This is a genomic window from Collinsella sp. CLA-ER-H7, assembly GCF_040092345.1.
Classification (GTDB): domain Bacteria; phylum Actinomycetota; class Coriobacteriia; order Coriobacteriales; family Coriobacteriaceae; genus Collinsella.
In genome coordinates, this window is the sequence record NZ_JBBNLT010000001.1 from 56,690 (window position 1) to 82,456 (window position 25,767).

Here is a 25,767-nt window from a genome sequence, read left to right on the forward strand (position 1 = left end):
ATTAGAGCGCCTCCTCATCGAGCGGAGCGGCCATGGTGCCCTCGCCCGCGAGCGGCGACTTGTCGCGCCAGACGTTCTCGAACTGCTCCTTGTCGAGCACGTGGTCGCGCTTGGCGGCGACATCGGTCACCGTCACGCGGTCGGTGCAGGAATAGCACGGGTCGAGCGAGCCAACGATCAGCGCCGCATCGCCCACGGTGTTGCCGCGGAACATGTAGCGCAGGACCGGCCAGTTACTGTACGTGGCGGCCTTGGCGCGCCAGCGGTAGCACTTCTGGTTATTGCCGAGCATGGCCCAGTGCACGTCCTCGCCGCGCGGCGCCTCGGTGGCACCGATGGCGTACTTGTGCGGGGTGTACTCCCAATCCGTGGTGAGGATGGGGCCCGACGGGCAGTTCTCGAGCATGGTCTCGATCATATCGATCGAATCGTAGACCTCCTGGATGCGAACGGCGGTACGGCCGAAGGCATCGCAGGTGTCAGCCGTGGCGGCGTGCATCTTTTGAACGTCCGGATCGGCATAGCCGTCGAAGGGATGGTCGAAGCGCACGTCGCGGGCATAGCCCGAGCCACGCATGAGCGGGCCGACCGGCGAGAAGTCGCGTGCGATCTTGCGGTCCAAGATGCCGATGCCACTCGTACGCTCAATAAAGTTGGGCGTGGAGAGCAAGACGTCGACGAGCTCCTGAACCTCGGAGCGCAGCTGGTGGATGGTCGTGAGCGTGGAGAGCTTCTGCTCGGCCAAAATGTCGCGACGCACGCCGCCGATCACGTTGAGGCCGTAGGTCTTGCGGTGACCGGAGAGCTTCTCGGCCAGGTCCATGGACTTCTCGCGGACGCGGAAGAACTGCTGGAAGCCGGAGTCGAAGCCGGTGTAGTGCGATGCGAGGCCAATATTGAGCAGGTGTGAGTGCAGACGCTCGACCTCGAGCATGATGGCGCGGATGTACTGGGCGCGCGGCGGGACATGAATGCCCTGGGCGCGCTCGACGGCCTCGGCATAGGCCACCGAGTGGGCGCAGCCGCAGATGCCGCAGATGCGGTCGGCGAGGAACGTCACGGCGTCATAGTTCAGGCGCGTCTCGGCGACCTTCTCCATGCCGCGGTGCACGTAGAACAGACGGTAGTCGGCATCGACGATCGTCTCGCCCTCAACGAACAGGCGGAAGTGGCCGGGCTCGTCGGAGGTGATGTGCAACGGTCCCATGGGGACGAGCGTGGTCTCCTTGCCCTTGGTGTCGGCCAAGAATTCGTAGTTTTCCATGTCGCTCGCGGGGGCGGGGCGGAAACGGTAATCCATCGAATCCTTGCGCAACGGGTACAGCCCGCTGGGCCAATCGTCGGGAAGCACCAGGCGACGGCGGTCGGGCAGACCCTCGGGAATCAGGCCGAACATATCGCGCAGCTCGCGCTCGCCCCACACGCAGGCGGGGACGAACGGCGTCACGGACGGGAACGTCATCTTGGCGGGGTCGACCTCGGCACGCACGGTAACCCAGCCGGGGTCCTCCCCCTCCATGGAGATGACGTAGTACACGGCGTAACGGCCGCACAGGGAGCGCTCGTCGTTGCCGACAATCACGGGAATCCAGCCGTAGCGCTCGTAGTACAGGTAGTGGACGGCCTCGGGCAGACGGTCCAGCTTGACGGTGATCGTCAGCTGGTCCTCGCACTGCCACTCAACCTTCTCGATAGCGCCCGGCACTGCGGCGCGCAGGGCCTCGACGTGGCTTTCGCAACGACGAGCGTAGTCCTTCTTTTCAGGTTCTGCCATGGTGCTAATTCACCTCGCTTGTCTTGGTCTGGGAACTGAACACCATGCGGTAGAGAGGAGCCTCGTGGAGCTCTTCGACGCTCTGGTTCAAAACGACGGACGTTGCATCCTCGACGCCGCTCGTGATGGCGACCGGGGTGGCGATACCGAACCACATGACCACGATCGCGAGGGCGATCTCGGGGATGATCATGAGGGCGGGCACCTCGTGGCGCTTCATGCCCTCGGGCGCCTTGCCGAAGATGGACTTGAGCGCGATGCCGGTAAGGGCAAAGTACACGCCGGTGAGGCCAATGGCCACGAGCACGACCACCCAGATGGGACCGGACTGGACGCCGGCCACGAAGGTGAGGAACTCGGAGATGAACAGGGCGAACGGCGGGAAGGCGGCGAGCGCGAGCAGGGCGATGATGGTGAGCGCTGCCGTGACGGGAGCGATCTCGACGACGCCCTTGATCTTGTTCAGGTCGCGGGTGTGGTAGATGTGCTGGATGTTACCGGCCATGCAGAAGGCGAGCGCCTTCGTGAAACCGTGGAAGATGCAGTGCAGCAGGCAGGCGGCGATACCGAGCGGACCACCGATACCCAGGCACAGCGCGACCACGCCGACGTTGTCGACGGAGGAGTACGCGAAGCGGCGCTTGATATCGTCCTGCTTAAAGATGCACAGGGCGGCCACCAGGATGGACAGCGTGCCCAGGATGAGCAGGAGCGTACGCGGATAGGTGTCGCCCACCGTGATGATGGACAGGGAGTAGAAGCGGATGATCACCAGCATGGCGCACTTGAGCAGCACGCCCGAGAGCAGCGCGGAGACCGGGCTCGGAGCCTGGGAGTGCGCGTCGGGCAGCCAAGTGTGCATGGGGAACAGGCCCGCCTTGGTGCCGAAGCCGATGACGATGAACGCGAACGCGAGGCGCACGAGCATCGGGTCGAACTGGTCGGCGTAGGGCATGATGGAGGTGAGGAAGGCTGCCTCATGCGCGTTGGGCATGATATCGGCGGCGTTCGCGTAGATGAGCAGCGTGCCGAACAGGCCGAAGGCCACGCCGGCGGTGCAGACCATCGCGTACTTCCAAGACGCCTCGAGCGCCTGCTTGTTCTTGTAGATGCCCACGAGGAACACGGTCGACAACGTGGTGGCCTCGACCGCCGCCCAGGTGAGGATGATGTTGTTGGACAGGCAAGCGAGCAGCATCGTGAAAACGAACAGGCTAAACAGCGCGTAGTACTGCTTGGTGCGCTCGGCCGGCATGGTCTTCTCCTCGATATCGATCTTGATATAGGAGATGGAGTACACGCCGGTGATGAACCCGATGATGCCTACCAGAAGGACGAAGATCGACGAGAGCGAATCGAGATGGAGCCACAGGCCCAAAGCGTCGATATTCTGCCCGCTCGAGAGCATGGTTCCCGCGGTGACGACCGAAAGGACGAGGGTCGCCGCGACGGAGATGGTGTTGAGCCCCGCAAAGACGCTGTAGGACGTCGTCTTGGGGAGCGCAGCCATAATCAGGGAGAACACGAGGGGACAAGCGAGCAGGGCGACCGTCAGCATTGAAACATCCATGGCCTACCCCTTCAATTCGGTCAGGTCGTGGGAGTCGAGCGACTTGGTGTCGTTCCAGATCCTCACGACGACGGCGGACATGATGATGACGGCGAAAATGGCGTCGGTGGCGATGCCGATCTCGATGATCTCGGGGGCCGTGGGCGCGAGCAGGGCGAGCGTCACGTGGCTACCGTTCTCCATAAGGCAGTACCCGAAGATTTGCTTGAGGATGTTGCGCTGGGAGATGATGCACGTGAGGCCGACGAAGAAGTGCGCGAAGCTGATGGCGAGGGCCGGAGTAGCCACCTCAGCGGTGGGCAGGCTCAGGCGCGTGACCACCGCGAAGCAGATGGCCACCTCCAGACCGGTGAGGATGATGGTCCAGGCCGGCTTGATGGAGGAGGTCAGCGTGCTATCGGCAGGCGAACCCATCTTTTTGTAGGCACGGTTGAGAATGAACGGAACGAGGATCACCTTGGTGACGAAGGCCGACGCAGCCCACATGAGAAGCTCGGTGGCACCGGTGGTGAGGCCCAGGGTGAGCAGCACGCCCACCAGGACAACCGACTGGATCGCGTACCACTTAATGGCGGACGGGATGGTCTTCGAGACGACCACCATGGTGGAGGTCACGATCAGAAGACCGCCCAGGATATTGACTAACGAATAACCCATGTCCTACCTCCTAACCCATCCAACTAGAGGACAGAGGACCGGCGACGACGACCATGATCATGAGGACGACGAACACGAACGCCATGGCGCGCGGAAGGGGCTGGCCGGCGGCCACGGTCTCGCTCGGCTCACCGGGCAGGACCTTACCCATCCAACGCAGGAACCATGCGAAGGTGGCGACGGTCTCGACGACCATGACGCACACGAGGACGAAGATGACCGTGTTGGAAGCACCAACCGCGAAGCCACCGGAAATAATCTGGAACTTGGAGAAGAACGTGCTCATGGGGGGCACGCCGGCGATAGCGGTCGCGGCGACCGCGAAGCCCACGCCCGTGACCGGGTACTTCTTCATGAGGCCCTGGATCTTGGGCAACATACGGGTTCCCAGCGTGAAGCTGAGGGAGCCGGCGATGAGGAAGAACAGGGTCTTGGTGAACGCGTGGTTGAAGATGTGCTCGACGGCGCCGTTGAACGCCATCTGGCTTCCGAACACGGAGAGGCCCAGGCCAAAGAACACGTAGGCGAGCTGCGCGATCGTCGAGAAGGCGAGCAGGCGCTTCATATCCTTCTGGGGCAGGTACATGAGGAAGCCGAAGAGCATGGTCACGACGGCGTCGATGATGGCGACCCAACCGACGATCTCGGGGATATCGCCGGCACTCGCAAGAGCGCGGGCGAACACGCACACGCCGACCTTCACCATGGACGCGCCATGGAGGTAGGCGGAAACGGGCGTGGGGGCCTCCATTGCGGAGGGCAGCCACATGTAGAGCGGGAACTGGGCGGACTTGGCCCAAGCGGCGAACAGGATGAGCAGCAGCACGACGGTCTTCATACCGGAATCGAGCTGGGAGATCGCGCTCAGCGCGAACGTGCCGGTTCCGGCGAACAGGAAGGCCGCGCCGATGTAGAGTCCCAGAGCGCCGATATGGGTGATGATGAGCGCCTTCATACCGGCCTTCTTGGCCGTGGGCGTCATGTAGTAGCTGATGAGGCCCCAGGAGCACACGCCGGTGATCTCGAAGAAAACGAGCTGGCCGACGATGGTGGAGCTGTAGGCGAGACCGGCCATGGCGCCGATGAACGTGGAGAAGTACACGTAGAAGCGGCGACGGGGCGCGTCGGGATGCTCCTTGTTCTTATCGCTCATGTACGGGAACGAATAGATGACGACGAGCAGGCCGATAGCGACGAACGCGGGTGCGAGCAGCGTGCTCATCCGGTCGAATATGAAGCCCATGACCAAGGTCTGGCCCATACTCGCCCAGGTTACATCGACCGCGTTCATGCCGTTTCCGGCAAACGTCGCGGCCAAGCCAACGGAAGCGACCGTGGCGATGCCGCCGGCAAAGGCGCAGATCCATTTAGCGTAGGGACGCGGCAGCATGACGATGAGCAGGGAGCCCAGCATGGGGACGGCGATCGCCACCATGGCAAAGAGGGACAAGCTCGATTCGATTGACATAGTTTCTCCCTTCTCCCTACACGCCTACGACGACGAAGACGAACGCGAGGACCGCGATGCCGACGACGGCCCAGGTCTGGTTACCGAGCACCTTGAAGCGCGAACGGGAAACGGAGTTCTCGAGCACGCCGCAGACAACGAAATCGACCAGGCACTTGACAAGGAAGACGACGGCGCCCACGAGAGCGGTGACACCGATGGTCGCGGGCTCTCCCCAGGGGATGAAGATGGAGGTGAACCAAGCGACGACCACGACCTGCTTCATGCCCATGGCGAGCTTCATCATGGCCAGGGACGGGCCGGAGAGCTCGGCGAGCGGGCCCTCCTGGAGCTCCTGCTCGGCTTCGGCCTGATCGAACGGAAGCTTGCCGAGCTCCATATAGCAGGCGGCCGCGAAGGCGACGCCGGCGAGGATGACGGCGACGACGCTCGAGACGTTGCCCGTAACGATGTGCTGACCCATGGTCGCAATGTCCGTGGAGCCGCACACGATGGCGACGGTAAACAGCGCGATGAGCATGGACGGCTCGATGAGCACGCTCATGAGGAGTTCGCGGATACCGCCGAAGCCCGCGTAGGCGTTGGAGGAATCCACGCCGGACAGCGCGAAGAAGAAGCGGGACAGCGCGAGCGCGTACATGATGGTGATGGCGTCACCAAAGACGGGCATGGGGCTCTCGAGCGTGAACATGGGCAGGCCCATGGCGAGCATGAACGACACCGCGAGGAACAGCGGCGGCATGATGCGCAGCACGAAGCTCGAGTCGGAACTCACGGACTCGGGACGCGCCATGAGCTTCGCGAGGTCCCGGTAATCCTGAAGGATGGACGGACCGCGGCGATTGTGCATCTTCGCGCGAATCACACGGGCGAGGCCGGAGAAGAAGGGCGCGACCAGCATGACCACGAGGCCCTGCGCTTTCGCAAGAACGATGTTCATAATATCCTCTCCCCTCTCTAGACCATGACCACGGCGAGCACGAGGAAGACCACGAGCGCCGCGACGATGTAGCAGATGTATACGGAGTAGTTGCCGCCCTCGATCTTGGAGGCGAGGCCGGCCAGCTTATCGGCACCCTCGCTCGGTGCATCGACCAGGAAGCGGTCGGGCAGGGGCTCAACGTCCTGGGCGACACCGGTGAGCTTCTGGAACACGTGCGCGATGGACCAGCAGATCTTGGTGCATACCTCGCGCAGGGTGTAGAGCGGGCCCATGAAGAGCTCTACGTCTGACGCGAAGCTCGTGGCGACGACGGGCATGTGCTCGTTGGGCTCGTAGCCGCACGCCCAAGGGTCGGTCTTCTTAGCGGGGGCCTTGGTGCCGAGGCAGGACCTCAACACGAACGCGAGGCCGGTGAGGACCACGAGCGCGATGGCGATCGCGGGGGTGGAGGTGGCGGCACCGGAAATCTCGTTCACCAGAGACACGCCCGAGGTGGCTGTGATGGCAGAGCCGGCAAGCACGCTCTGGGCGACGTCGCCCAGAACCGGGGCGATGACGGGAGAGCCGATTCCCAGCACCACGCAGATGGCCGCGAGGAGCATCTGCGAGAACAACATCGGAGCCGGGGACTCCTTGGCGTTCGCGGCCTCCTGGGAACGAGGGCTGCTCGCGAACGAGACGCCGTAGGCCTTCACGAAGCACGTGACGGCCAGGGCACCGGTGATGGCGAGGGCGGCCGCGGAGGCGACGGCGAACACCATGACGACCGGGTCGGAGAGCGTCGAGATGTTGAACAGGGACTGGTAGGTGAACCACTCGGAAACGAAGCCGTTGAGCGGCGGGATAGCCGAGATGGCAAGGGCACCGATGAGGAAGCAGACGGCCGTGACCGGCATACGGCGGAACAGGCCGCCCATCTTCTCCATGTTGCGCGTACCCGTGGCATAGAGCAGGGAGCCCGCGCCGAGGAACAGCTCGCCCTTGAACATGGCGTGGTTGAGCGTGTGGTAGAGGGCGGCCATGAGCGCGATCGTCGCGATGACGTCGTTGCCCAGGGCGTGCGCCGTCATGGACGCGCCGACACCGAGCAAGATGATGCCGATGTTCTCGACGGAGTGGTAGGCCAGCAGGCGCTTAATGTCGTGCTCGTGGAGGGCGTAGACGACGCCCAGGACCGACGAGATGGATCCGAAGACCAGGACCATGAGGCCCCACCAGAGCTGGACGCCCGAACCCGCGAGCAGGTCGAGACCGACCTTGAGGATTCCCAGGATGCCGATCTTGATCATGCCGCCGGACATGAGGGCGGACACGTTGGACGGCGCCTCGGGGTGCGCCTGGGGCAGCCAGGAGTGCAGCGGGATGATACCGGCCTTTGCGCCGAATCCGAAGAACGCGAGGACGAAGCACGCGGAGGAGACGGCGGGTCCAAAGTCATGCGTACGGAAATCACTGAAGCTGAAGGAACCGCCCACGCCGTTGGTCATGAGCAGGAAGCTCGCCATGATAAGGACAAAGCCCACGTGCGCGATGACGAAGTAGAGCCAACCGCCCCTAATGGAGTTCTTGTTCTCCTCGATAACGACAAGGAAGTAGCTCGTAAGGGACATGAGCTCAAAGGCGACCAGGAACCAGAACACGTTGTCGGCGGTGATGACGAGCATCATCGAGGCGACGAAGGTGTTCATGAAGAAACCGGCGCGCCCGACCTTGCCCGGGTACTCATCGAAGTAGGACAGACCGTAGATGAAGCCCGCAAAGGCGAGGATTGAGATGAGGACCACGATCAGGCCCGCAAGGCCGTTGAGCAAGAGCTCGAGACGGGCGAACGGGAAAAAGAAGACCGTGTTGAGGGACGAAACGTCGCCAAGCACGGCCTCGAGGCCCGCGATGAACGACAGCACGGCCGCGACGGCGCCGATCAGGCAGCCGGCGGTCTTGGCGGCGTTATCGGCCTTGATCAGCAGAACCGAGGCGAGCGCACCGATGCACGAGACGGCAAGCGATGCGATAAACAGCGTCATGCTATCCATTGTTTACGCTCCCTTCTGCTTTCTCGGACAGGCCCTGGGCCACAGCGGTAACGTCGACGACTGGACCGTTTTCGATCGAGCGCAGGCGCTTGGCCTCGTCGAGCTCGCGATCGGCCGCACCGCCCATGACGGTCAGCGCCTTGGTGGGGCACGCCGCCACACAATGCGGGCCGTCCGGATCAAAGGCGCACAGGTCGCACTTGACAGCACAGGTGTACTGGCCAGGAGCCCACGTAAGCAGGCTGCTCAGGGACTTAGGATACGAAGGCGTCGGGTCGCACATGCCTGCGACACCGGCGATAGACGTGCCATCGGGATGGATGGCTCCGAAGGGGCACGCGATGGCGCACAGCCTGCACCCGATGCACTCCTGCTCCTTGACGTGGATGCGATCGCCATCGTGCTCGATGGCATTCACCGGGCAAACCTCGGCGCAGGGGGCACCCTCGCAATGGTGGCAGGCAAGGGCGGCCGAAATAGCGCCGGTCTTCACGAGCGCCAGGCGCGGCGTATCCTGAAGACCCTGCATCCGGTGGGCGTCGGCACAAGCGGACTGGCATGTTCCGCAGCCGATGCACCTCTCCGGGTTGATGTCGATGAAGCGGTTCATCCCCACTTCCTTTCAAAATAACGGGCCGGGCTCCCGAACGTACGGGACGCCCGGCCCAAAAAGCCAACGAGAACGGGACTACACGATTTGGTTCACGTGCGTCTCGTCGTCGAACTTGGCGGCGCCAGGCTCAACGTCCTGGGGAGCGGCGGCGTCCACCAGAGCCTGCTTGAGCTCGGTGTACTGACGCTCGACCTCGCCCTCGGCCCAGACCTGGTCGGCGATAGCGTCGACCTGGCAGGCGGAGAACTTGTCCTCGGGCGTATGCGAGACCGGGTCGACCTTGTGAATGGTCAGCTCGTTGCACTTGCCGATCCACCACTGGTAGGTCATATAGACCGTGCCCTTATTGATGCGATCGCTCACGTCGGCGCGGCTGTATACCTGGCCGCGACGGCTGTGAATCGAGACGATGTCGCCGTTCTTGATGCCGCGCGCCTCGGCGTCCGCGGGATTCATGCGGACAAAGCCGGGCTCGTCGGCGAGCAGCGCCAGCGTCTTGCAGTTGCCGGTCATCGAGCGGCAGCTGTAGTGACCGACCTCGCGGACGGTGCACAGAATGAGCGGGTACTCATCGTCGGGAAGCTCGGAGGGTGCCTCCCAGTCGTGCGCCATCAGGTTGGCGCGGCCGTCCTTGGTGGTGAACTTGCCACCAGCGAACATGTCGGGCGTACCGTGGTCGTTCACATCGGTGCTCTTAACGGGCCACTGGGCGTAGCCGCCCTCGGGAGCCATCTTCTCGTAGGTCGCGCCCACAAAGTTGGGGCACAGGCTAATGCACTCGTTCCAGATCTGCTCGGTGTTGTCGTAGTGCATGGGGTAACCCATACGCGTAGACAGGTCCGCGAAGATCTCCCAGTCGTGGCGGCACTCGCCCTTGGGCGGAACGGCCGCGTCAAAGTGCTGGAAGCTACGGTCGGATGCGGTAAAGACACCCTCGTGCTCGCCCCAAGAGGTAGCGGGCAGGATGACGTCGGCGAGCATGGTCGTCTGCGTCATAAAGATGTCCTGGCAAATGAACAGATCCAGCTCGGAGAGCGTCTTGCGCATACCGGCCGAATCGGGCTCGGTCTGCACCGGGTCCTCGCCGTAGTTGTAGAAGCAGTGCACCTTGCCCTCGTCGACCAGGTGACCCAGGTCGGTGAGCTTGTAGCCCTCCTCGAGCGGGAGCTTTTCCTCGGGCACGCCCCAAGCCTTGGCAAACTTGGCACGCACTGCCGGGTCGGTGACCTTCTGGTAGCCAGGATACAGGTTGGGCAGCATGCCCATATCGCAGGAGCCCTGGACGTTGTTCTGACCGCGCACGGGCGCGAGGCCGGAGTTGGGTTTGCCGATCTGGCCGGCAACGCAGGCGATGGAGGCGATGGTGTGCACCGTCTTCAGGTTCTGCTTCTGCTGGCATACGCCCATGCCCCAGCCAATGATGGCAGAGGGCTTCGCCGTGGCGTACATCTCGGCAGCTTGGTGGATCAACGCGGGCTCGACACCCGTGATGTCCTGTACGGATTCGGGAGTGTAGTTCTTGATGGTCTCCCACCACTCGTCAAAGCCGTTCGTATGCTCGGCGACGAATTCCTTGTCGTAGAGGCCATCGTTGACCAAGCAGTTGGCAAAGGCGTTGAGGAACGCAACGTTGCAACCGTTCTTGATCGGAAGGTAGAGATCGGCGATACGCGCGGTTTCGATATGGCGCGGGTCGGCGACGATGATCTTGCAACCCTTTTCTTTGGCTCGCACGATACGCCTTGCGACGATGGGGTGCGAATCGGCAGGGTTATAGCCGAAGAGGAAAATGCAGCCCGCATCCTCCATACCGGGGATGGAGCATGACATGCAACCTGAACCAACCGTGTCCATCAGACCGAGGACAGTAGGGCCGTGTCAAGTACGGGCGCAGTTGTCCACGCTGTGGGTGCCGATGCACGCACGCGTAAACTTCTGCATGACGTAGTTCGCCTCATTGCCGCCGCCTCGCGAAGAGCCGGTGGTCATGACAGCGTTAGGACCATATTCGTCAATTATGGCCTGCATCTTAGATGCGGTGAAATCCAGTGCCTCGTCCCAGCTTACGCGCTCAAGATCCGCGCCCTTAGTGCGGCGGATCATCGGGTGCAGTACGCGAGGAGTCAAGATCTTGGTGTCGTTGATGAAGTCGTAGCCGCTCATGCCCTTAAGGCACAGCTCGCCCTGATTGGTGATGCCGTTGAGCGGTTCGGTACCCACGACCTGGCCGTTTTGGACCAAGAGGTTAAACTGGCAACCGGCGCCGCAATACGGGCAGATCACTTTATGCTTCTCCATGACACCCTCCTTCCTTTCTCTGCTACCGATTAATCGGTACTTATTTGATAATCGTTGGGCTTGTATGGCCGCCCGCCTACGCCTCGTTTTCGATGGTGGCGCGGGCACGCTCGGCAGTCAGCTCCGCCAGGCGCTCCTCGTCCACCAGGGTGAGGCCCTTGGTCGGACAAGCCTCGGCACACGCCGGACCGCCGGGACGGTCCACGCACAGGTCGCACTTGAGCACGAAGCTCTTAGTCTGCGAACCTACGCGCACGTCGCCCATCAAGACGGGGACCTGCGTGGTCGCCACGCTCACGGCGCCAAAGGGGCAGGCCATGACGCAGCTCTTGCAGCCGATGCAGTTGTCCTCGTTGACGCCGATGCGATGGTTCTTTGGATCAAAGAACAAGGCGCCCGTGGGGCAGGCCTTGGCGCACGGGGCATCCTCGCAGTGGTGACATGCCACCGGCGCGGAAATCTCGTAGGTGCGCGTTACGCGCAAGCGAGGTGCGGCGATGTTGCCGGGAATATCGTGTGCTTCGATGCACGCCGCCATACAGGTTTGGCACCCAATGCAGCGTGAAGAATCAGCCACGACTCGTTTATTGCCCATGTTGTTCACTCCCTCCTGAATCCCATGCCGGAGAGACCCTGCCAACGTTGCCCCGGACCGCCCGTGGTCCGGCATCGGCGTATCGAGTGCATGCGGCGAAACAGGCACTTCGATAGAATTCCTCCAACGATATACAGGTTTAATATACGCAGTTGCAGGGGGCAAACTTGAGCATAGGCCCTGCAATACGGGTGTATTGCAGGGGTTTTTGCAGGTTGGAATTATTCTCTAGAAACTATAAAGGTGAGTGTATTACATGCGTACACCTCTGAGATTTTTACGCGCTCTCGTTTTGGATGTACTACGCTTGTATTCGTGTTTATGGTTATCAACTTGAGTGAAATAAAGTAATCGTTATAAGATGCTCAAGTATCGGCACATGCCGCATTTGACCGACTATATTGCACGCTCATTAAGGGGGCCAGTGATGTCATCGACTCAAAAAAGAGCCATCCTGCAGGTGGGCATTCGCGAGGAAGACAAGCAGCATGCCGAGCATCTCTACGACGCCATGGGCACATCGCTCGCCGAGGCTGTCCGTCTATTTGTCGCACAGAGCATTTTGATGCGCAAGCTCCCCTTTCAGCCGGTCGCCGTGCGTTCCAAGGACGGCACGGCCGCCTATGGATCGCTCAAAGCATATGGGGACCCCAATCGCCGCTCCGAAGAGCGCAATGCCTGGATTGAGTACCTTGCCACAGAAAGCGACGATTCGATTTTGGGTCCCGAGGAAGTAGATATCCATGAGTAGCACCATCATCGACGAGACCGTCATCCTGCGCTACCTGCTTGACGACGACGAGGTTCTGTCACCGCGCGCCGCCAAGGTCATCGCCACGCGCACCGCTCGCGTCTACCCCGAAATCATCACGCGCGTCGTGGTCACGCTGCGCGACGTCTATAAGGTTCCCCGCGTTGAGATTACTGCGGCCATGAAAAGGCTGCTCGATGACGTCATGGTCGACGAGCCCACCGTTGTCGCCCTTGCCGTCAAACTCTTTGGCAAGACCCATATGGACTTTACCGACTGCCTCCTCGCAGCCCGAACCGCCATCTACAACGATGATGTCGTGAGCTTTGGCAAGCCCATCATCCAAGGCATGATCGATTACCGCCGCAAGCGCCAAACCGCGGCCGACGCTCGCGACCGCGCCGCCGAAGCCCGCAGTCACAGCACCGACTCCACCATCGACAAGCTCCGCCACCAATCCCGCCACTAACCGACAGGCAACGGCATCGCCCGCCACTCAGCCCCATCCCCTCTTAAGTTGCGGTGAAATAGTTCCTGGATTTAGGCTTATTCGAGCCTTTCAGGAACTATTCCACCGCAACTTTCTGTAAGGGTGGTTTTTAGTGCCGCCGAGGGGCACTAATCAACCGTTTGCCGATATGTTTGGCTACGACTCATGACTCTGACCTGCCCCGTCAAGCTTTTGGTCAGTTCATGGCAAGGTCAGGCGGGCCAAATATGGGATAGCGTAGTGTCATTCACTCCCCCTCGAGACCATGGGGTCGAAAATGAGTCATGATAAACGCTGTACCAAACCGCAATTAGAGCTGTTCTTCCGGTTATTCGAGGCCCATCATGGCGGGCACCTGTTTGTAGCTACCAAAAAATGGGATGAACGCTGTGCCTACGCGCTCATGCAAAAAGAGATGATTATTCGACTCTACAACCATGTCTACGCTGATCCCGCGTATTGGAATGACCTCGGCGTCGAAGATCGCATCTTTCAATTGGCATCCGCTATTGCGGTCGTTGAACCGAATGCCGTGTTTTGTGGAGCAACGGCGGCACTGCTCTATGGCATCGGTTCTGCATATTCGCTTCTCGACAAGGTGCAAGTGCTGTTGCCGCGTTCCACCAGACGCGATATGTACGAATTCGTTGAATACCGACGCTGGCGGCCGGGCGACGTATGGCAGCTCGGTCCTTTTACGTTAACGAATCCATATCGCACGGTGGTCGACATCGCCCGAACTAACGCTTTTCGATATGCACTAGGCTATGTCGACGGGTTGGCTCGTGAGTACGGTGTCGAGCGTGAAGAATTGCGTGCATATGCACAAACGAACTGCCGCGGACTGCACGGCATCGCGCGCGCATTTGACGTTTTTGAACACATGGATGGCAGATCGGATAACGGTGGAGAATCCGAGGCACGGGCGGCAATGATTCTGGCGGGAGTTGCCGCTCCCGAACTTCAGGTTGAAATCACTCGACCGGGAAACGCCGGCTATTATTTGGCAGATTACGGCTGGCAGATGCCAAACGGCTCTTGGATGCTGGCTGAGCTGCATGGACTAGGCAAGTTTGAGGACGATGCCCAAAATGATCCGGAACATACTGCGGCAAAAACCTATCGAGCTGCCCTCGTGCGCGACGCGAACCTGCGTGCCATGGGCCACAACGTCATTCATTTCAAGCTCTCAGACACCCTCGATGTCAAAGCGTTCGGCTCCATGATGCGCGGCTACGGTATACCAACCACAAAACCCTACACAGACTCCTGACCGGCTGCCCTCATCTTCTCGACAACAGAACCCATCATCGACCCAGCCCGCTCGGCCTCAATAAGTTGCGGTGAAATAGTTCCTGGATAACAGCTTTTGCGGCTAATCGGGAACTATTTCACCGCAACTTAGGAGGGGATGTGGGGTCCCCGGCATGTATATGAAAACGGCTCTGGTCCCAAAAGGAGCCAGAGCCGTTCGTTTATCTAATGGAGCGGGCGACGGGAATCGGACCCGCGTCATCAGCTTGGAAGGCTGGGGTTCTACCATTGAACTACGCCCGCAAGATATGGTCGGGACGACAGGATTTGAACCTGCGACATCCTGCTCCCAAAGCAGGCGCGCTACCAAACTGCGCCACGTCCCGAAGGTGTTGAGCAGCTAAGGTCTAAACCTTGCGTGTCCCAAAGCGAAGGAAATTATAGGGGAGACTCCCCGCCTGTGCAAGCATTGATGCCTTAGCTCCTCGAATGTGCGACAAAACGACTATGGAGCAGACCGATCACAAAGGCAACCACGGCAACCGGCGCCCACGCGGCTCCAATGTCCGCAAGCGGCAGTGCATCGAACGGCAGCCACGCGCCCGCAAAGAACGCATCGCGGACCGAGGTGATCACACTCTGCACAGCAACCACGCCGCCGACCCACACCCACACCTGTGGATGAGCGTCGCAAAAGCCGTGCACCAGGCCCATAAGCACCAGCACAATGGCGACGGGATACAAAGCGTTGAGCATGGGTACCGAGAACATAAGGATCACATCGAGGCCCACGTTGGAGAGCACGCACGAAAACGCCGCGAATACAAAGGCGAGGATCGCGAAGGGGCGGCGCATGGCCTCCTCGGAAGCCTCCGCTCCCCCTTCAACCACATACGTCTCGCAGAAGTAGCGCGAGCAGCAGCTGATGAGGCCGATGCACACGTTCATGCAGGCGAGGAAGAAGATGGCGAAGACCACGATCGTGCCGGCAAGGCCAAAGTGCATGGAGGCAGAGCGGGCAAGGATTGCAGCGCCGTTGGTGGCGTCGGGCATCACGGTGCCGAGCTGCATACCGGCAAGTGCCAAGCCGCAATAGATAATGGCCATGAGCACGCCGGCGATCACACCGGAGCGCGAAATCTCGAAGGCCACGCGCTTGTCATCGGTAACGCCCAGCTCGTGGATGGTCTCGGCGATGATAATGCCAAAGGCGAGCGACGCGAGCAGGTCCATGGTCTGGTAGCCGGTCAAAAAGCCCTGCACGGCAGCACCGGCATCATAGGGAGCTTGCGGGATAGCAGCCGGTCCTAGCGGCGAGATCACGGCGGCGCCGACAACGAGCACGATAAGCGCAATGAGCGCAGGGCCCGTAATGCGGCCGAGCACGCGCGTGATGACACCCGGGCGCAGCGTGAGCACAAACGCGACGACGAAGAACCCGATGGCAAACACCAGACGTGCCGTGCCGAGCGAAACGCCCTCGGGTAGCAGCGGCACCAGCATTTCGAACGCCGTAGAGCTTGTGCGCGGAATGGCCAGGCACGGACCGATGGCCAGATAGACCGCCGCAACGAAGAATTCGCCAAACTTAGGATGCACGCGGCCGGCAAGCTCGCGCGCCGTTCCGGCAAGTGCCACGGCGATAAAACCCATGACGGGCAGGCCGATGGCGGCAATCAGAAAGCCGAGCATGGCGACCGGCGTGGCAGAACCAGCCTGCAGCGCCAGCAGCGGCGGAATAATGAGGTTGCCGGCGCCAAAGAGCATCGAGAACAGCGCAATGCCGACGGTAACAACATGGTCGGAGCGCAAACCGCGCGGAGCGGATGAGGCCATATGCACACCTTTCGGGTCGAAACAAAAACGGGACGGGCAAAAACACCCATCCCGCAAGTATAAACGGTCTAGCAGCTTTAGCAGGCTAAATCGCACAGAGCATCGATAGCCGTGTCGACTTCTTCGGTCGTGTTGAAATACCCAAACGAGAAACGGACGACGCCCTGGCGCTCGGTCCCCAGCGCACGGTGCATGAGCGGGGCGCAATGGGCGCCGGGGCGCGTCGCAATCCCCCACCCTTGCATGAGCGCGTCCGAGATCTCGGCAGAGTCGATATCGCCCACGTTGAGCGACACGATCGCCGAGCGCGCGGGTTGGTCAAACGCACCGTAGAGCTTAATCCCCGGAATCTCGCGCACACCGGTAAGGAAGCGATCAGCGAGCGCACGCTCGTGGGAAGCAATCGCCTCGACCCCACCCTGGGCCTCGATAAAGTCGAGACCAGCGGAAAGGCCCGCGATGCCATGGCCGTTGAGCGTACCGGCCTCAAGGCGCGTGGGCCACTCAAGCGGCTGCAGCGGGTCGAAGCTGTGCACGCCCGTGCCGCCCATGGCCCACGGAGACACGTCAATGCCCTCTGCCACGGCCAGACCGCCGGTGCCTTGGGGTCCCATGAGCCCCTTGTGGCCGGTAAAGCACACGACGTCGAGCCCCATGGCCTGCATATCGATATGCGCCGTGCCGGCAGACTGCGAGGCATCGACGATCACGAGTGCACCGGCCGCATGGGCCATGGCGGCTACGCGTGCAATGTCGACCGCGTTGCCGGTCACATTGGAGGCGTGCGTCACCACCACGGCACGCGTACCGGGCGTGACCAGCCGTTCGAGCTCGTCGTAGTCGAGCGCGCCGTTCGCGTCGCAGCCCGCATGCTCAACGGTCACACCCCGCTCTACCGCCAAGCGGTTGAGCGGACGCAGCACGGAGTTGTGCTCGAGCACTGTTGTGACCACACGGTCGCCGGGGCGAACCACGCCATTGATGACGGTGTTGAGCGCCGCGGTTGAGTTGGGCGTAAAGCACACATGGTTCGCCCTCGGGCAACCCAAAAGGCGCGCGAGCTTGGCACGGCAAGCGTGAATCGTACGAGCGGCATCGAGGGCACCCGACGTGGCGCCGCGCCCGGCATTGCCGAGCGAGCACATCGCCTGCGTCACGGCATCAATGACCGTCTGCGGCTTGTGCATGGTCGTCGCCGCGTTATCCAGATAGATCATCGCACGACCTCCCACATATCAATCACGGTATAGCCCTCGGTAGGAACGCCCGCCGCGGTAAGCTCGCTGCGCAGCAGTTCCTCATCGGCAGGCAACGCCTTCCACGCCAGACCGCAGCCGGCAGCGACCTCCCCGGGCACGGGAATCGTTCGCCCGGGAAGGCCGCGCTCGACGCACAGGGACTCGCAACCCATGGCGGCCGCCGTGGTGGGAAACGTGATGACAAGCGCCGGGCGCTTCTCCCTCATGGCAACTCCAACCAATACGCTACGGGCGCACGACGCGCACGGCCTGCTCCATCTTCTCCACGATCACGTACATGTTCGTGACCTCGCCCACGGCAAGCTGGTCCTTAATGCCATAGTGGTCGAGGCAGGTGCCACAGGTAAGGATCTCGACGCCCTGCTCGGCCAGGCCCTTCAGGTCGTCGAGCACCGGAGAGCCCTCGACGGTGAGCTTGGCGCCACCGTTGTAGAACAGCATGGTCGCGGGCAGCTCCTCCTGCTGCGTCACGGCAAAGATAAAGGCCTTCATGAGCTTGTGGCCCAGCTCGTCGTCGCCACGGCCCATGCAATCGGTGTAGACGGAAATGACGAGCTTGCCCTTGCCGGCGCTGGCATCACAGAAGGCAGCGCTATCCTGCTCGGGGTCCGCAACGGCAACGGCGCCAGAGGTCGCCAAGGTCACGTGCCACTCGGCGTCAGAAACCTTCTCGACCGAGGCCGTGCAGCCCTTTTCCTGTGCCATCTTGGAGATGTTCTTGACGGCGGTCTCGTTGTCGACCGAGGTCACGACAACGCCCTCGCCATCGAGCTGCTTGAGGGCCTTGAGCGTCTTGACGACGGGCAGCGGGCAGGCATCGCCCATGGCATTGACATCAATCTTGGTAGACATAGTAAATTCCTTTCGAAAGAACCGTTCTAGAGAACGGTAAACAATTACACAAACGTGCGGGCTAGCGAACAACGCGGACGGCAGGACCGCCCGGCACTGCCTCGTACACGCGCCCGACAACGGCGGCGATGCGCCCCTCGGCATCCAGGCGGCGCGCAAGCTCATCCACATCGGCAGCAGGCGCCGCGATGAGTAGGCCGCCCGAGGTCTGCGGATCGTACAGCGCATCCAGCATGCCCGGCTCCAGGTCCTCGTCGGCAGCCACGCGCGGGCCAAAGAAGTCCTGGTTGCGGTAGGAGCCCGCGGGGATAATGCCCAGACGCGCCATGTCGAGCACCTGGTCAAAGAGCGGCACCGACCCCGACGAAAGCTCAATCTGCACGCCCGAGCCCTCGGCCATCTCGCATGCGTGCCCGATCAGGCCAAAGCCCGTAATGTCGGTACAGCCGTGAAGCTCGAGTCCCTCGGCCAGACGAATCGGGGCCTCGTTGAGGGTGCGCATCGAGTCAAACATGGCTGCGGCCTCGTCCTGCTCGATGAGCTCGCCCTTAATGGCCGTGGTGATGATGCCCGAGCCGATCGCCTTGGTCAGCAGCAAGACATCGCCCACGCGTGCGCCGCTGTTGGCGAGCATACGGTCGAGCGCGACAAAGCCGCTCACGGACAGGCCGTACTTGGGCTCGTCGTCGTTGATGGTGTGGCCGCCCGCGATGGAGCAACCCGCCTCGACGCACTTGTCGGCGCCGCCCGCCAGAATCTGACCGGCAACCTCGACGCCCAGGCAACTGGGTATGCAGAGCAGGTTCATGGCATGGCTCGGCCGCCCGCCCATGGCGTAGATGTCCGACAGCGAATTTGCCGCGGCAATCTGGCCAAACAGGAACGGGTCATCGACCATCGGTGGGAAGAAGTCGATGGACTGCACGAGTCCCAGGTTCTCCCCTACGCGGAAGACGCTCGCATCGTCGGAGGTATCGAACCCCACGAGCAAGTTGTCGTTATGCACATTGGGTAAATCGCCCAGGACCTGGGCGAGGGCTCCGGGGGCCAACTTAGCGGCTCAACCGCTCGCGGCCGTCATGGACGTAAGCCTTATGGTGTCCTTAGCCATACGAACCCCCTTCCAACAAATCAACGACTCTAAGTATACGCCCCAGGCACGCTTCCCAAGAGACTGCCGACGGCTCGAACGTCGAAGGCGGCGCCGCAAGCGCCTGCGCGATAGCATCTGCCAGTGCGCGCTCAAACAACGGAAGGTCGGCCGCCACGGGCGTGTCGACATCCGTCATACGCGGCGACGCCACCCACGTCACGGGAGCACCGGGAAGCATCGCCTCCATCCAGGGACGAACGCCGGGCAAATCGGTCGCCACAACTTTGCAGCCGCACGCGAGGGCCTCAATCGTCACGAGCGGCAGACCCTCGTAAAACGAAGGCAGCACAAAGACGTCGGAACTGCGGTAGGCATGCACGAGTCCATCGCTATCCAGGCGCCCCGCCAGCGTCACCGGCACATCCGAGGCCGCGGCCAAGCGCTCGATACGCGCGTACTCGGCATCGTCCCCGCGGCCGCCCACGAGTACCAAGCCAGATGAGCGGACGTCATCGTCAATCGGCAATGACACGGCTCGAACCAGCGACTCGATGCCCTTTTTAAAGCAAATCTTGCCCACGTACACAAGCGATCCCGGCTGCCTCGCCACGCTTGCGTCGCGGCAGAAGACGCGATGGTCGTAACCCGTCCCAATCACGTGGATGCGATCGGCATCGACGCCGCACACCAGGCCAATCTGCTCAGCCTGCTCAGCATGGAGCGCAAAGACGGCATCGAGCCGACGAACCGCACGTACGATGCGATCGCGCTCGAGCGCATGCGAACGCAGCTGTCGCAGATCGGTCGAATGGCACACGGCAACAACCGGCACGCCCCGGACGCACTCGCGCGCCAATGCGGTCACCAGATACAGGTGATGGCAGAGCACCAGATCGGGCCGAAACTCAGTCACCGCCCGATCGATTGCATTAGCAAATGCCCGCTCAAATGCCTTGAGCATCGAAGGCGTCAGGTCACGATAGCGTGTAGAGGGATAGGGCATGACATCGGACATACCGCAGATGGGAAACGGCAGCTCGGGCGACTCGAACGGTACGGCAAACACGGCAGCACGCCGGTCCAGCTCGCCTTGGGTATCACCCGGCGCCGCACCGCAAAGCACGGCGGCGCGATGCCCCGTCTCGATCTGCTCGCGCACAAGCGCGGCAAGGTAGGTGCCGCTGCCGGTGCTATCTGGTTTTTGTGCCGTGATATTGAGGATGCGCATGTCGCGGTACACCCCTAGGCCAAGGCGGCGGCGCGAATCGCCGCGCCAATCGCTCCGGCAAAGCGAGCCTGGGGCGAGGTGGTCACCGGCGACCCCAGCAGCTCGCCCAACCGCTCCACCACGAAGGCGTTCTCGCACAGGCCACCGGTCAGGTAGTACGGGGCGCCCGCGGCCTGCCCGGCCATGGTCGCCACGCGCGAGACCACGCTGTCGATCACGCCACGTGCAATGTTCTCGCGCGGCTCACCGCGACCGATCAGGCTGATGACCTCGCTTTCGGCAAACACCGTGCACATGCTGCTGATCTTGGTGGGCTCACCGGAACGCGCAAGGTCGGCCATCTGCTGTTGGGAAATACCCAGACGGTCGGCCATGATCTCCAAAAAGCGCCCCGTACCGGCAGCGCACTTGTCGTTCATGGCGAACTTGGCCACGCGGCCACTTTTAAGCTGAATGACCTTGGTGTCCTGGCCGCCCACGTCAATCACCGTGCCGTGATCGCCAAACAGGCGCACGGCACCGGTGCCGTGGCAGGTGATCTCGGTCACGACCTTGTGCGCATAGGGCACGGCGACACGGCCGTAGCCGGTCGCGATCACGCGCACGTCGTCGGCAGCCACGTCGTAGCCAGCCGCTGCCAGTGCCTCGCGCAGCCGCTCGGAAGCATCGACCGAGGAGAACCCGGTTGGCTGCACGCACGTCCACGCCACCGAACCCTCCCCGTCGACCACAGCAGCCTTAGCCGCCGTAGACCCGATATCGATCCCGATCCCTATCATGGCTCTCTCCCAATCTAAACATCAAAGGTAGCGGCGCGTTCAGGCGCCTTAGCTCTAGGTTTCTCAGGTGCCGGAGATTGCCCCGAAAGAGGAGCGCAGCGTACTTTGGGTTCGCAAGCGACGGTTTGAGGGGCAAGATCCGGTGCCTGAGGAAGCTAGAGGGTTTCGATAAAGGCGGCGATGCGGGTCTCGATCTGACCCATGTCGCCGTTGCTGTAGTCGGTCTCGATCTTCATATACGGAATACCCGCACCCTCGACGGCCTCCTGCATGCGTGCGCTCTCAACGTTAAAGGTGTGGCAGGCCTGCAGCACGCTCTCTACCACGCCATCGACATGGTACTTCTCGCACATGGCCAGCGTGTTTTCCATACGACCGTCGTTGGGCGTCATGACCGAGCAGTTAATGTCCAGGTAGCGGTCGGCAATCGCGCGCAGGATATCGGGAGCCTCCGGGTCGATCATCATGGCCGCCGTGCGCTCTCCCGAGCAGTCGTCCATACACACGACCACGCCGCCGTTGGACTCGATGGTACGGCCGATCTTGTTGATCACGCCGCCCACCGGGCAGCCGGTGATCAGAATGCGCTTGGCGTCTGCCGCGACCGGGCGCTCACCTGCGTCGTAGGCCTCGCGCAGCTTGGCAACCTTTTGCTCCAGCTGCTGCGTATAAGCCTCGATATCAAAGCTGAACGTACCGGCAAACATGGTGCTCATCAGGTCGACACCGCTCATGGCCGCCGGCTGGTTGGCCTGAAGCGCAAACATCTCGAGCTGGGCCGCGCGCAGGCGGTTGCGACGACGGACGGCAGCGCGCAGGTCGTCATCGGTGATAGTGATGCCGTAGAAGTTCTCGAGCTCTTCCTTGAGCAGACGGCACTCCTCGTACCAGCCCTCACGCTCGTAGGCGCGATCGCGACCCTGCGGCAGGTGCAGAATGTGCGTGCGCTTAAGCTCGTTGAGTAGCTCGTACATCTTCTTCTTGCCGTCGCAGGTGGTCTCGCCGATGATCATGTCGCTAAAGTACGTAAACGGGCACTTTTGCGAATAGGCAAAACCGTACGTCGACTTGATGAGCGGGCAGAGGTTTGCCGGCAGCACCTTCTCGGCCTCGGGAATCACCTCGTCGGACGTGCCGCACAGCGCCACGCTCGCAGCCCCCGCGGCATCGATAATCTCGAGCGGCGTGTAGCTGCACAGAAAACCGACCAGGCGATTACCCGCCTGCTTATAATCCTTGACGCGAATAAACGCCGCCTTGCGTTGCTCGTTGAACTCCTCAAACGTGGACGGCAACGGCTGCTCAATATTTTCCGACATATAACTCCTTAACAAACCTTTTAACCAACCAAGGAAACGGCTTTCCCAGGTGCCCGAGGTTGCCGTGAAAGAGGAGCGCCGCGTACTTTGGTATGCAAGCGATGGTTTGAACGGCAAGATCGGGTGCTTGGGGAAGCCGCTGGACCGGATAGCCCTAAATGGTTTCCAAGAAAGCCTCAATCCTGGTTTGCAGTTGGCCTGCATCCTCGCCGGCGTAGTCGGTCGTGATGTGCATAAACGGGATGCCGGCCTCTTCGGCGGCCTTCTCCACGGCAAACGACTCCATCTCGTAGAGCGTGCAGAACTGCAGGGCCACGTCGACGATGCCATCGGCATGCAGGTCCTTGGCCATCTGGACAATGTCCTTCATACGCTGGTCGTTGGGCGTAAAGACGGCGCAGTTGATCTTAAAGTAGCGCTCGGCGATAGCATCGAGCATCTCGTCAACCGTCTCACCGGACTCATCGACCAAGTCCTTGTAATAGCGCGAACCAGTGCAGGACTCCTCGCCCACCACAACGCCGCCGGCCTTCTCGATAAGGTTGAACAGCTTCCAGTTGGGCACGGCCATGGGCGTACCGGTGTACAGGATGCGCTTGGTCCCCTTGGGTGCCACGCCCTCGCCGGCCTCGACACGCTGCTCGCACTCAGCCGCCATATCGTTGATGGCTCCGGTCAGACGCGGTGTGTCGTCCATAAAGGCGGCCTGAACGGTCAGCAGGCTGTCGAGACCGCTGATGGGCGCAGGGTCGGCAGCGCGGGTCTCAGCGAGGCGCTGCAGGGCGCGGCGCTTCTCATTGACGGCGTGGATGGCAGCCTTCAGACGCTCGGGCGTAATCTTGACGCCGCACTCGTCCTCGATCTTGGCGGCGAGCTTCTTGACCTCGGCCTTCCAGGTCACGAGCGTCGACTCGTCGTGCACGTTGGGAATATCCATGACGTACATGTTCTTTTGCGTGGCAAAGAACTCGTAGGCTTTCTTCTTACCGTCGCAGGTGTTCTCGCCTACCACCAGGTCACTCGACTCAATGTAGGGGCAGACCTCGCCCAGCTTAAAGCCGGCAAAGCTCTTGATAAGCGGACAGGTGTTGCGCGGCAGGTGCTCCTCGACCTTATCGGTTGCCCAATCGGCACCCGAGCACAGACCAACGGGAATGCCGTCACAGGCAAGCACGATCTCCTCGGGCACGTACACGCAGAACGAACCGACGATCTTGGTGGCCTCGCCGGCCTCCTTCTTGTCGAGCATCTCCTTAATACGGCCGCTGTGGATGTTGGTGGCCACAAAGTCCAGGTAGGACGTGGACTTGGGGCGATTGTTCTGCGTCAGGAACATGTCGCCGTACATCTGGCCCACGGCGCCCAGCAGCATGTCGTGATCGGCAAGATTCATGCCGAGGCTCTCCCACATCGGATGGAAATCGAATTCTTCAGCCATGACGGTTCCCCTCTCGAACCAAAAATGGATAACAGCGGTATCGATGCACGACGGACGGCGATTGCCCGGCCGTGCTCAAACCCGGAATTTTAGGGAACCTGCTTTGCGGTCGATTATTTAGTTGTGCGTCGTCTCTCCCGGAGCCGTGAACACACCTGCTCATATGCGACTCCGAGCCATATACAGAGCGCGCGCGGCAACGCGGCGAATGTATGTCGTCTGCGGCATGTGCGCACCCTCCTTTTCTCGTCGAAGGTAACTATATCAACGGTTGTCGTCCAGACGAACACCGCCGACATGCGTACGACAGCGTCGAGATGTGAGCATCTCACTGTCTGATAATTAATTATCAGACAGATAAGGTTTAGTCATGTAGAAATCGGCGAACGGCGAAGTGAAAACAAAGCGGTCGAGGACTACCTCCTCGACCGCATCGCCCCCGCATTATCGGCAAACGAGATGAATCCTGCTTGCATCAAAATGCATGCGCAGAGTCTCACCCGCCTGCGGCAGCTCTTCCACGGGTACACTCACCTTATTCACCTTCCACTGCAAACGCGTGGGCGCATCAGCACGCGGCACGTCCAGCAGCACCAGCCGCTCAAAGCGCGAATCGCTCACACGGGCCACGTGCAAATCATAGCTGTTGCGTCCCCGCTCCGCGCGATTGTCAACATGGAAGTAGCTTGCGCGAATGCCCAGGTACGCTGCATTATCGGGAACCTCGCGACCCACGTTAAAGGTCATGCCCCAGTCGAGGGCCTCAACTTCTTCGTCGCCGATCTTGCGCGCCCGGCTTGTGTTCTTGCAGCCCGTCAGGCGCAGTGCCGCCAGCGTCTGCGGACGGCGGACCACGTCCTCGACGGAGCCGATCTCCTCCACATGCCCGTCGTGCATCACGCAGATGCGCCCGCACAGGCGGCACGCTTCGTCGATGTCGTGGCTCACGTAGAGCACGGTGCGGTTGCATACATCGAACAGGTCGAGCATGTTCTGTTCGAGGGCGCTCTTAAGATAGGAATCGAGTGCGCTCATGGGCTCGTCGAACATAAAAATGCCCGGATGCGCCGCCACCATGCGGGCAAGCGCCACACGTTGTTGCTGACCGCCCGAGAGTCGCGCGGGATAGCGGTCGGCAAAATCGGACAGACCGAAAATGCCCAGATAGCGCTCGGCGAGCTTTTTGCGCGCGGCGGCGTCGCCCGCATCCTTTACACCGGCGCATACGTTATCGGCCACCGTCATGTTGGGAAACAGCTGATAGTTTTGGAACAGCAGGGCGCATTTTCGCTCCTGGGGCGACAGGTTGATGCCCGCCGCCGAGTCAAAAAAGGTCACGCCGTTGACGACGATCTTGCCCTCGTCGGGCGTCTCCACACCGGCAATGCAGCGCAGCGTACAGCTCTTGCCGCAACCCGAGGCACCGAGCAGCGCCACACGATCCTCGCCGGCCTCAAGCTGCATGTCGAGCATAAACCCGGGATAGCGCTTTTTGATATCCAGAACGAGCGACATGG

The 25,767-nt window shown here is 61.6% G+C and carries 22 protein-coding genes and 2 tRNA genes; 3 read left to right on the forward strand and 21 right to left on the reverse strand.

The features are described from left to right. Nucleotide 1: 1 nt before the first annotated feature. From AAAX75_RS00240 to AAAX75_RS00280, 9 genes are all read right to left on the reverse strand, one after another. A complete protein-coding gene (locus AAAX75_RS00240) occupies nt 2–1,774 on the reverse strand; it encodes a hydrogenase large subunit (protein WP_118206179.1) in 1,773 nt (590 codons plus the stop codon). Nucleotides 1,775–1,778: 4 nt separating this feature from the next. After that, on the reverse strand, nt 1,779–3,344 hold the full coding sequence (locus AAAX75_RS00245; protein WP_035138046.1) for a hydrogenase 4 subunit F: 1,566 nt from the start codon (nt 3,342–3,344) through the stop codon (nt 1,779–1,781). Between the two features lie 3 nt (nt 3,345–3,347). Beyond that, complete coding sequence (gene hyfE, locus AAAX75_RS00250; protein ID WP_035138044.1) at nt 3,348–4,001, reverse strand: hydrogenase 4 membrane subunit; 654 nt, start codon at nt 3,999–4,001, stop codon at nt 3,348–3,350. A gap of 10 nt (nt 4,002–4,011) precedes the next feature. Then, nucleotides 4,012–5,469 carry a hydrogenase 4 subunit D gene (locus AAAX75_RS00255; protein WP_055309579.1) on the reverse strand — a complete coding sequence of 486 codons (1,458 nt, stop codon included), beginning with the start codon at nt 5,467–5,469 and terminating at the stop codon, nt 4,012–4,014. Nucleotides 5,470–5,485: 16 nt separating this feature from the next. Beyond that, complete coding sequence (locus tag AAAX75_RS00260) at nt 5,486–6,409, reverse strand: NADH-quinone oxidoreductase subunit H (protein WP_349090742.1); 924 nt, start codon at nt 6,407–6,409, stop codon at nt 5,486–5,488. 17 nt (nt 6,410–6,426) lie between these two features. Beyond that, nucleotides 6,427–8,445 (reverse strand): hydrogenase 4 subunit B, encoded by a 2,019-nt coding sequence (hyfB, locus tag AAAX75_RS00265; RefSeq protein ID WP_349090743.1) that lies wholly within the window; start codon nt 8,443–8,445, stop codon nt 6,427–6,429. Further along, on the reverse strand, nt 8,438–9,055 hold the full coding sequence (locus AAAX75_RS00270; protein WP_349090744.1) for a 4Fe-4S dicluster domain-containing protein: 618 nt from the start codon (nt 9,053–9,055) through the stop codon (nt 8,438–8,440). The genes hyfB and AAAX75_RS00270 overlap by 8 nt, the downstream gene beginning before the upstream one ends. Before the next feature lie 78 nt (nt 9,056–9,133). Continuing rightward, on the reverse strand, nt 9,134–11,356 hold the full coding sequence (gene fdhF, locus AAAX75_RS00275) for a formate dehydrogenase subunit alpha (protein ID WP_349090745.1): 2,223 nt from the start codon (nt 11,354–11,356) through the stop codon (nt 9,134–9,136). 76 nt (nt 11,357–11,432) lie between these two features. Further along, entirely contained in the window at nt 11,433–11,951 is a 519-nt protein-coding gene (locus AAAX75_RS00280; RefSeq protein WP_022095206.1) for a 4Fe-4S dicluster domain-containing protein, read from the reverse strand. Between the two features lie 427 nt (nt 11,952–12,378). Here AAAX75_RS00280 and AAAX75_RS00285 point away from each other — a divergent pair, with 427 nt between their 5' ends. The 3 genes from AAAX75_RS00285 to AAAX75_RS00295 all read left to right on the forward strand — a co-directional run bounded on the left by AAAX75_RS00285 (nt 12,379) and on the right by AAAX75_RS00295 (nt 14,465). Then, nucleotides 12,379–12,702, forward strand: a complete 324-nt coding sequence (locus AAAX75_RS00285; RefSeq protein ID WP_349090746.1) for a type II toxin-antitoxin system RelB/DinJ family antitoxin — start codon at nt 12,379–12,381, stop codon at nt 12,700–12,702. Continuing rightward, the gene (locus tag AAAX75_RS00290; protein ID WP_349090747.1) at nt 12,695–13,171 is read left to right on the forward strand and encodes a hypothetical protein; all 477 of its coding nucleotides are present in this window, start codon (nt 12,695–12,697) and stop codon (nt 13,169–13,171) included. The genes AAAX75_RS00285 and AAAX75_RS00290 overlap by 8 nt, the downstream gene beginning before the upstream one ends. A gap of 298 nt (nt 13,172–13,469) precedes the next feature. After that, nucleotides 13,470–14,465: a hypothetical protein gene (locus AAAX75_RS00295; protein ID WP_349090748.1), complete on the forward strand. Its 996-nt coding sequence runs from the start codon at nt 13,470–13,472 to the stop codon at nt 14,463–14,465. 210 nt (nt 14,466–14,675) lie between these two features. On the opposite strand, the gene AAAX75_RS00300 is transcribed toward AAAX75_RS00295, so the two are convergent. The 12 genes from AAAX75_RS00300 to AAAX75_RS00355 form a co-directional block, all read right to left on the reverse strand. Continuing rightward, a tRNA-Gly gene (locus tag AAAX75_RS00300) sits at nt 14,676–14,749 on the reverse strand. 6 nt (nt 14,750–14,755) lie between these two features. After that, nucleotides 14,756–14,832: transfer RNA gene (locus tag AAAX75_RS00305), tRNA-Pro, on the reverse strand. 91 nt (nt 14,833–14,923) lie between these two features. Then, on the reverse strand, nt 14,924–16,282 hold the full coding sequence (brnQ, locus tag AAAX75_RS00310; protein WP_349090749.1) for a branched-chain amino acid transport system II carrier protein: 1,359 nt from the start codon (nt 16,280–16,282) through the stop codon (nt 14,924–14,926). Between the two features lie 77 nt (nt 16,283–16,359). Beyond that, a complete protein-coding gene (locus AAAX75_RS00315; RefSeq protein ID WP_349090750.1) occupies nt 16,360–17,499 on the reverse strand; it encodes an aminotransferase class V-fold PLP-dependent enzyme in 1,140 nt (379 codons plus the stop codon). Then, nucleotides 17,496–17,747, reverse strand: a complete 252-nt coding sequence (locus tag AAAX75_RS00320; protein WP_117773607.1) for a DUF3343 domain-containing protein — start codon at nt 17,745–17,747, stop codon at nt 17,496–17,498. Before AAAX75_RS00320 ends, AAAX75_RS00315 begins: the two co-directional genes overlap by 4 nt. 19 nt (nt 17,748–17,766) lie before the next feature. After that, nucleotides 17,767–18,393: a sulfurtransferase-like selenium metabolism protein YedF gene (yedF, locus tag AAAX75_RS00325; protein WP_349090751.1), complete on the reverse strand. Its 627-nt coding sequence runs from the start codon at nt 18,391–18,393 to the stop codon at nt 17,767–17,769. A 61-nt stretch (nt 18,394–18,454) separates the two neighbouring features. Continuing rightward, a complete protein-coding gene (gene selD, locus AAAX75_RS00330) occupies nt 18,455–19,504 on the reverse strand; it encodes a selenide, water dikinase SelD (protein ID WP_349090752.1) in 1,050 nt (349 codons plus the stop codon). After that, complete coding sequence (locus AAAX75_RS00335) at nt 19,497–20,714, reverse strand: glycosyltransferase family 4 protein (RefSeq protein ID WP_349090753.1); 1,218 nt, start codon at nt 20,712–20,714, stop codon at nt 19,497–19,499. The genes selD and AAAX75_RS00335 overlap by 8 nt, the downstream gene beginning before the upstream one ends. A gap of 14 nt (nt 20,715–20,728) precedes the next feature. Then, nucleotides 20,729–21,493, reverse strand: a complete 765-nt coding sequence (locus AAAX75_RS00340) for an acyl-CoA dehydratase activase (protein ID WP_349090754.1) — start codon at nt 21,491–21,493, stop codon at nt 20,729–20,731. Nucleotides 21,494–21,648: 155 nt separating this feature from the next. After that, nucleotides 21,649–22,812, reverse strand: coding sequence for a double-cubane-cluster-containing anaerobic reductase (locus AAAX75_RS00345; protein ID WP_349090755.1), 1,164 nt, complete (start codon nt 22,810–22,812; stop codon nt 21,649–21,651). 154 nt (nt 22,813–22,966) lie between these two features. Further along, nucleotides 22,967–24,250 carry a double-cubane-cluster-containing anaerobic reductase gene (locus tag AAAX75_RS00350; RefSeq protein ID WP_349090756.1) on the reverse strand — a complete coding sequence of 428 codons (1,284 nt, stop codon included), beginning with the start codon at nt 24,248–24,250 and terminating at the stop codon, nt 22,967–22,969. Between the two features lie 444 nt (nt 24,251–24,694). Continuing rightward, nucleotides 24,695–25,765 (reverse strand): ATP-binding cassette domain-containing protein, encoded by a 1,071-nt coding sequence (locus AAAX75_RS00355; protein WP_346979082.1) that lies wholly within the window; start codon nt 25,763–25,765, stop codon nt 24,695–24,697. Nucleotides 25,766–25,767 lie beyond the last annotated feature (2 nt).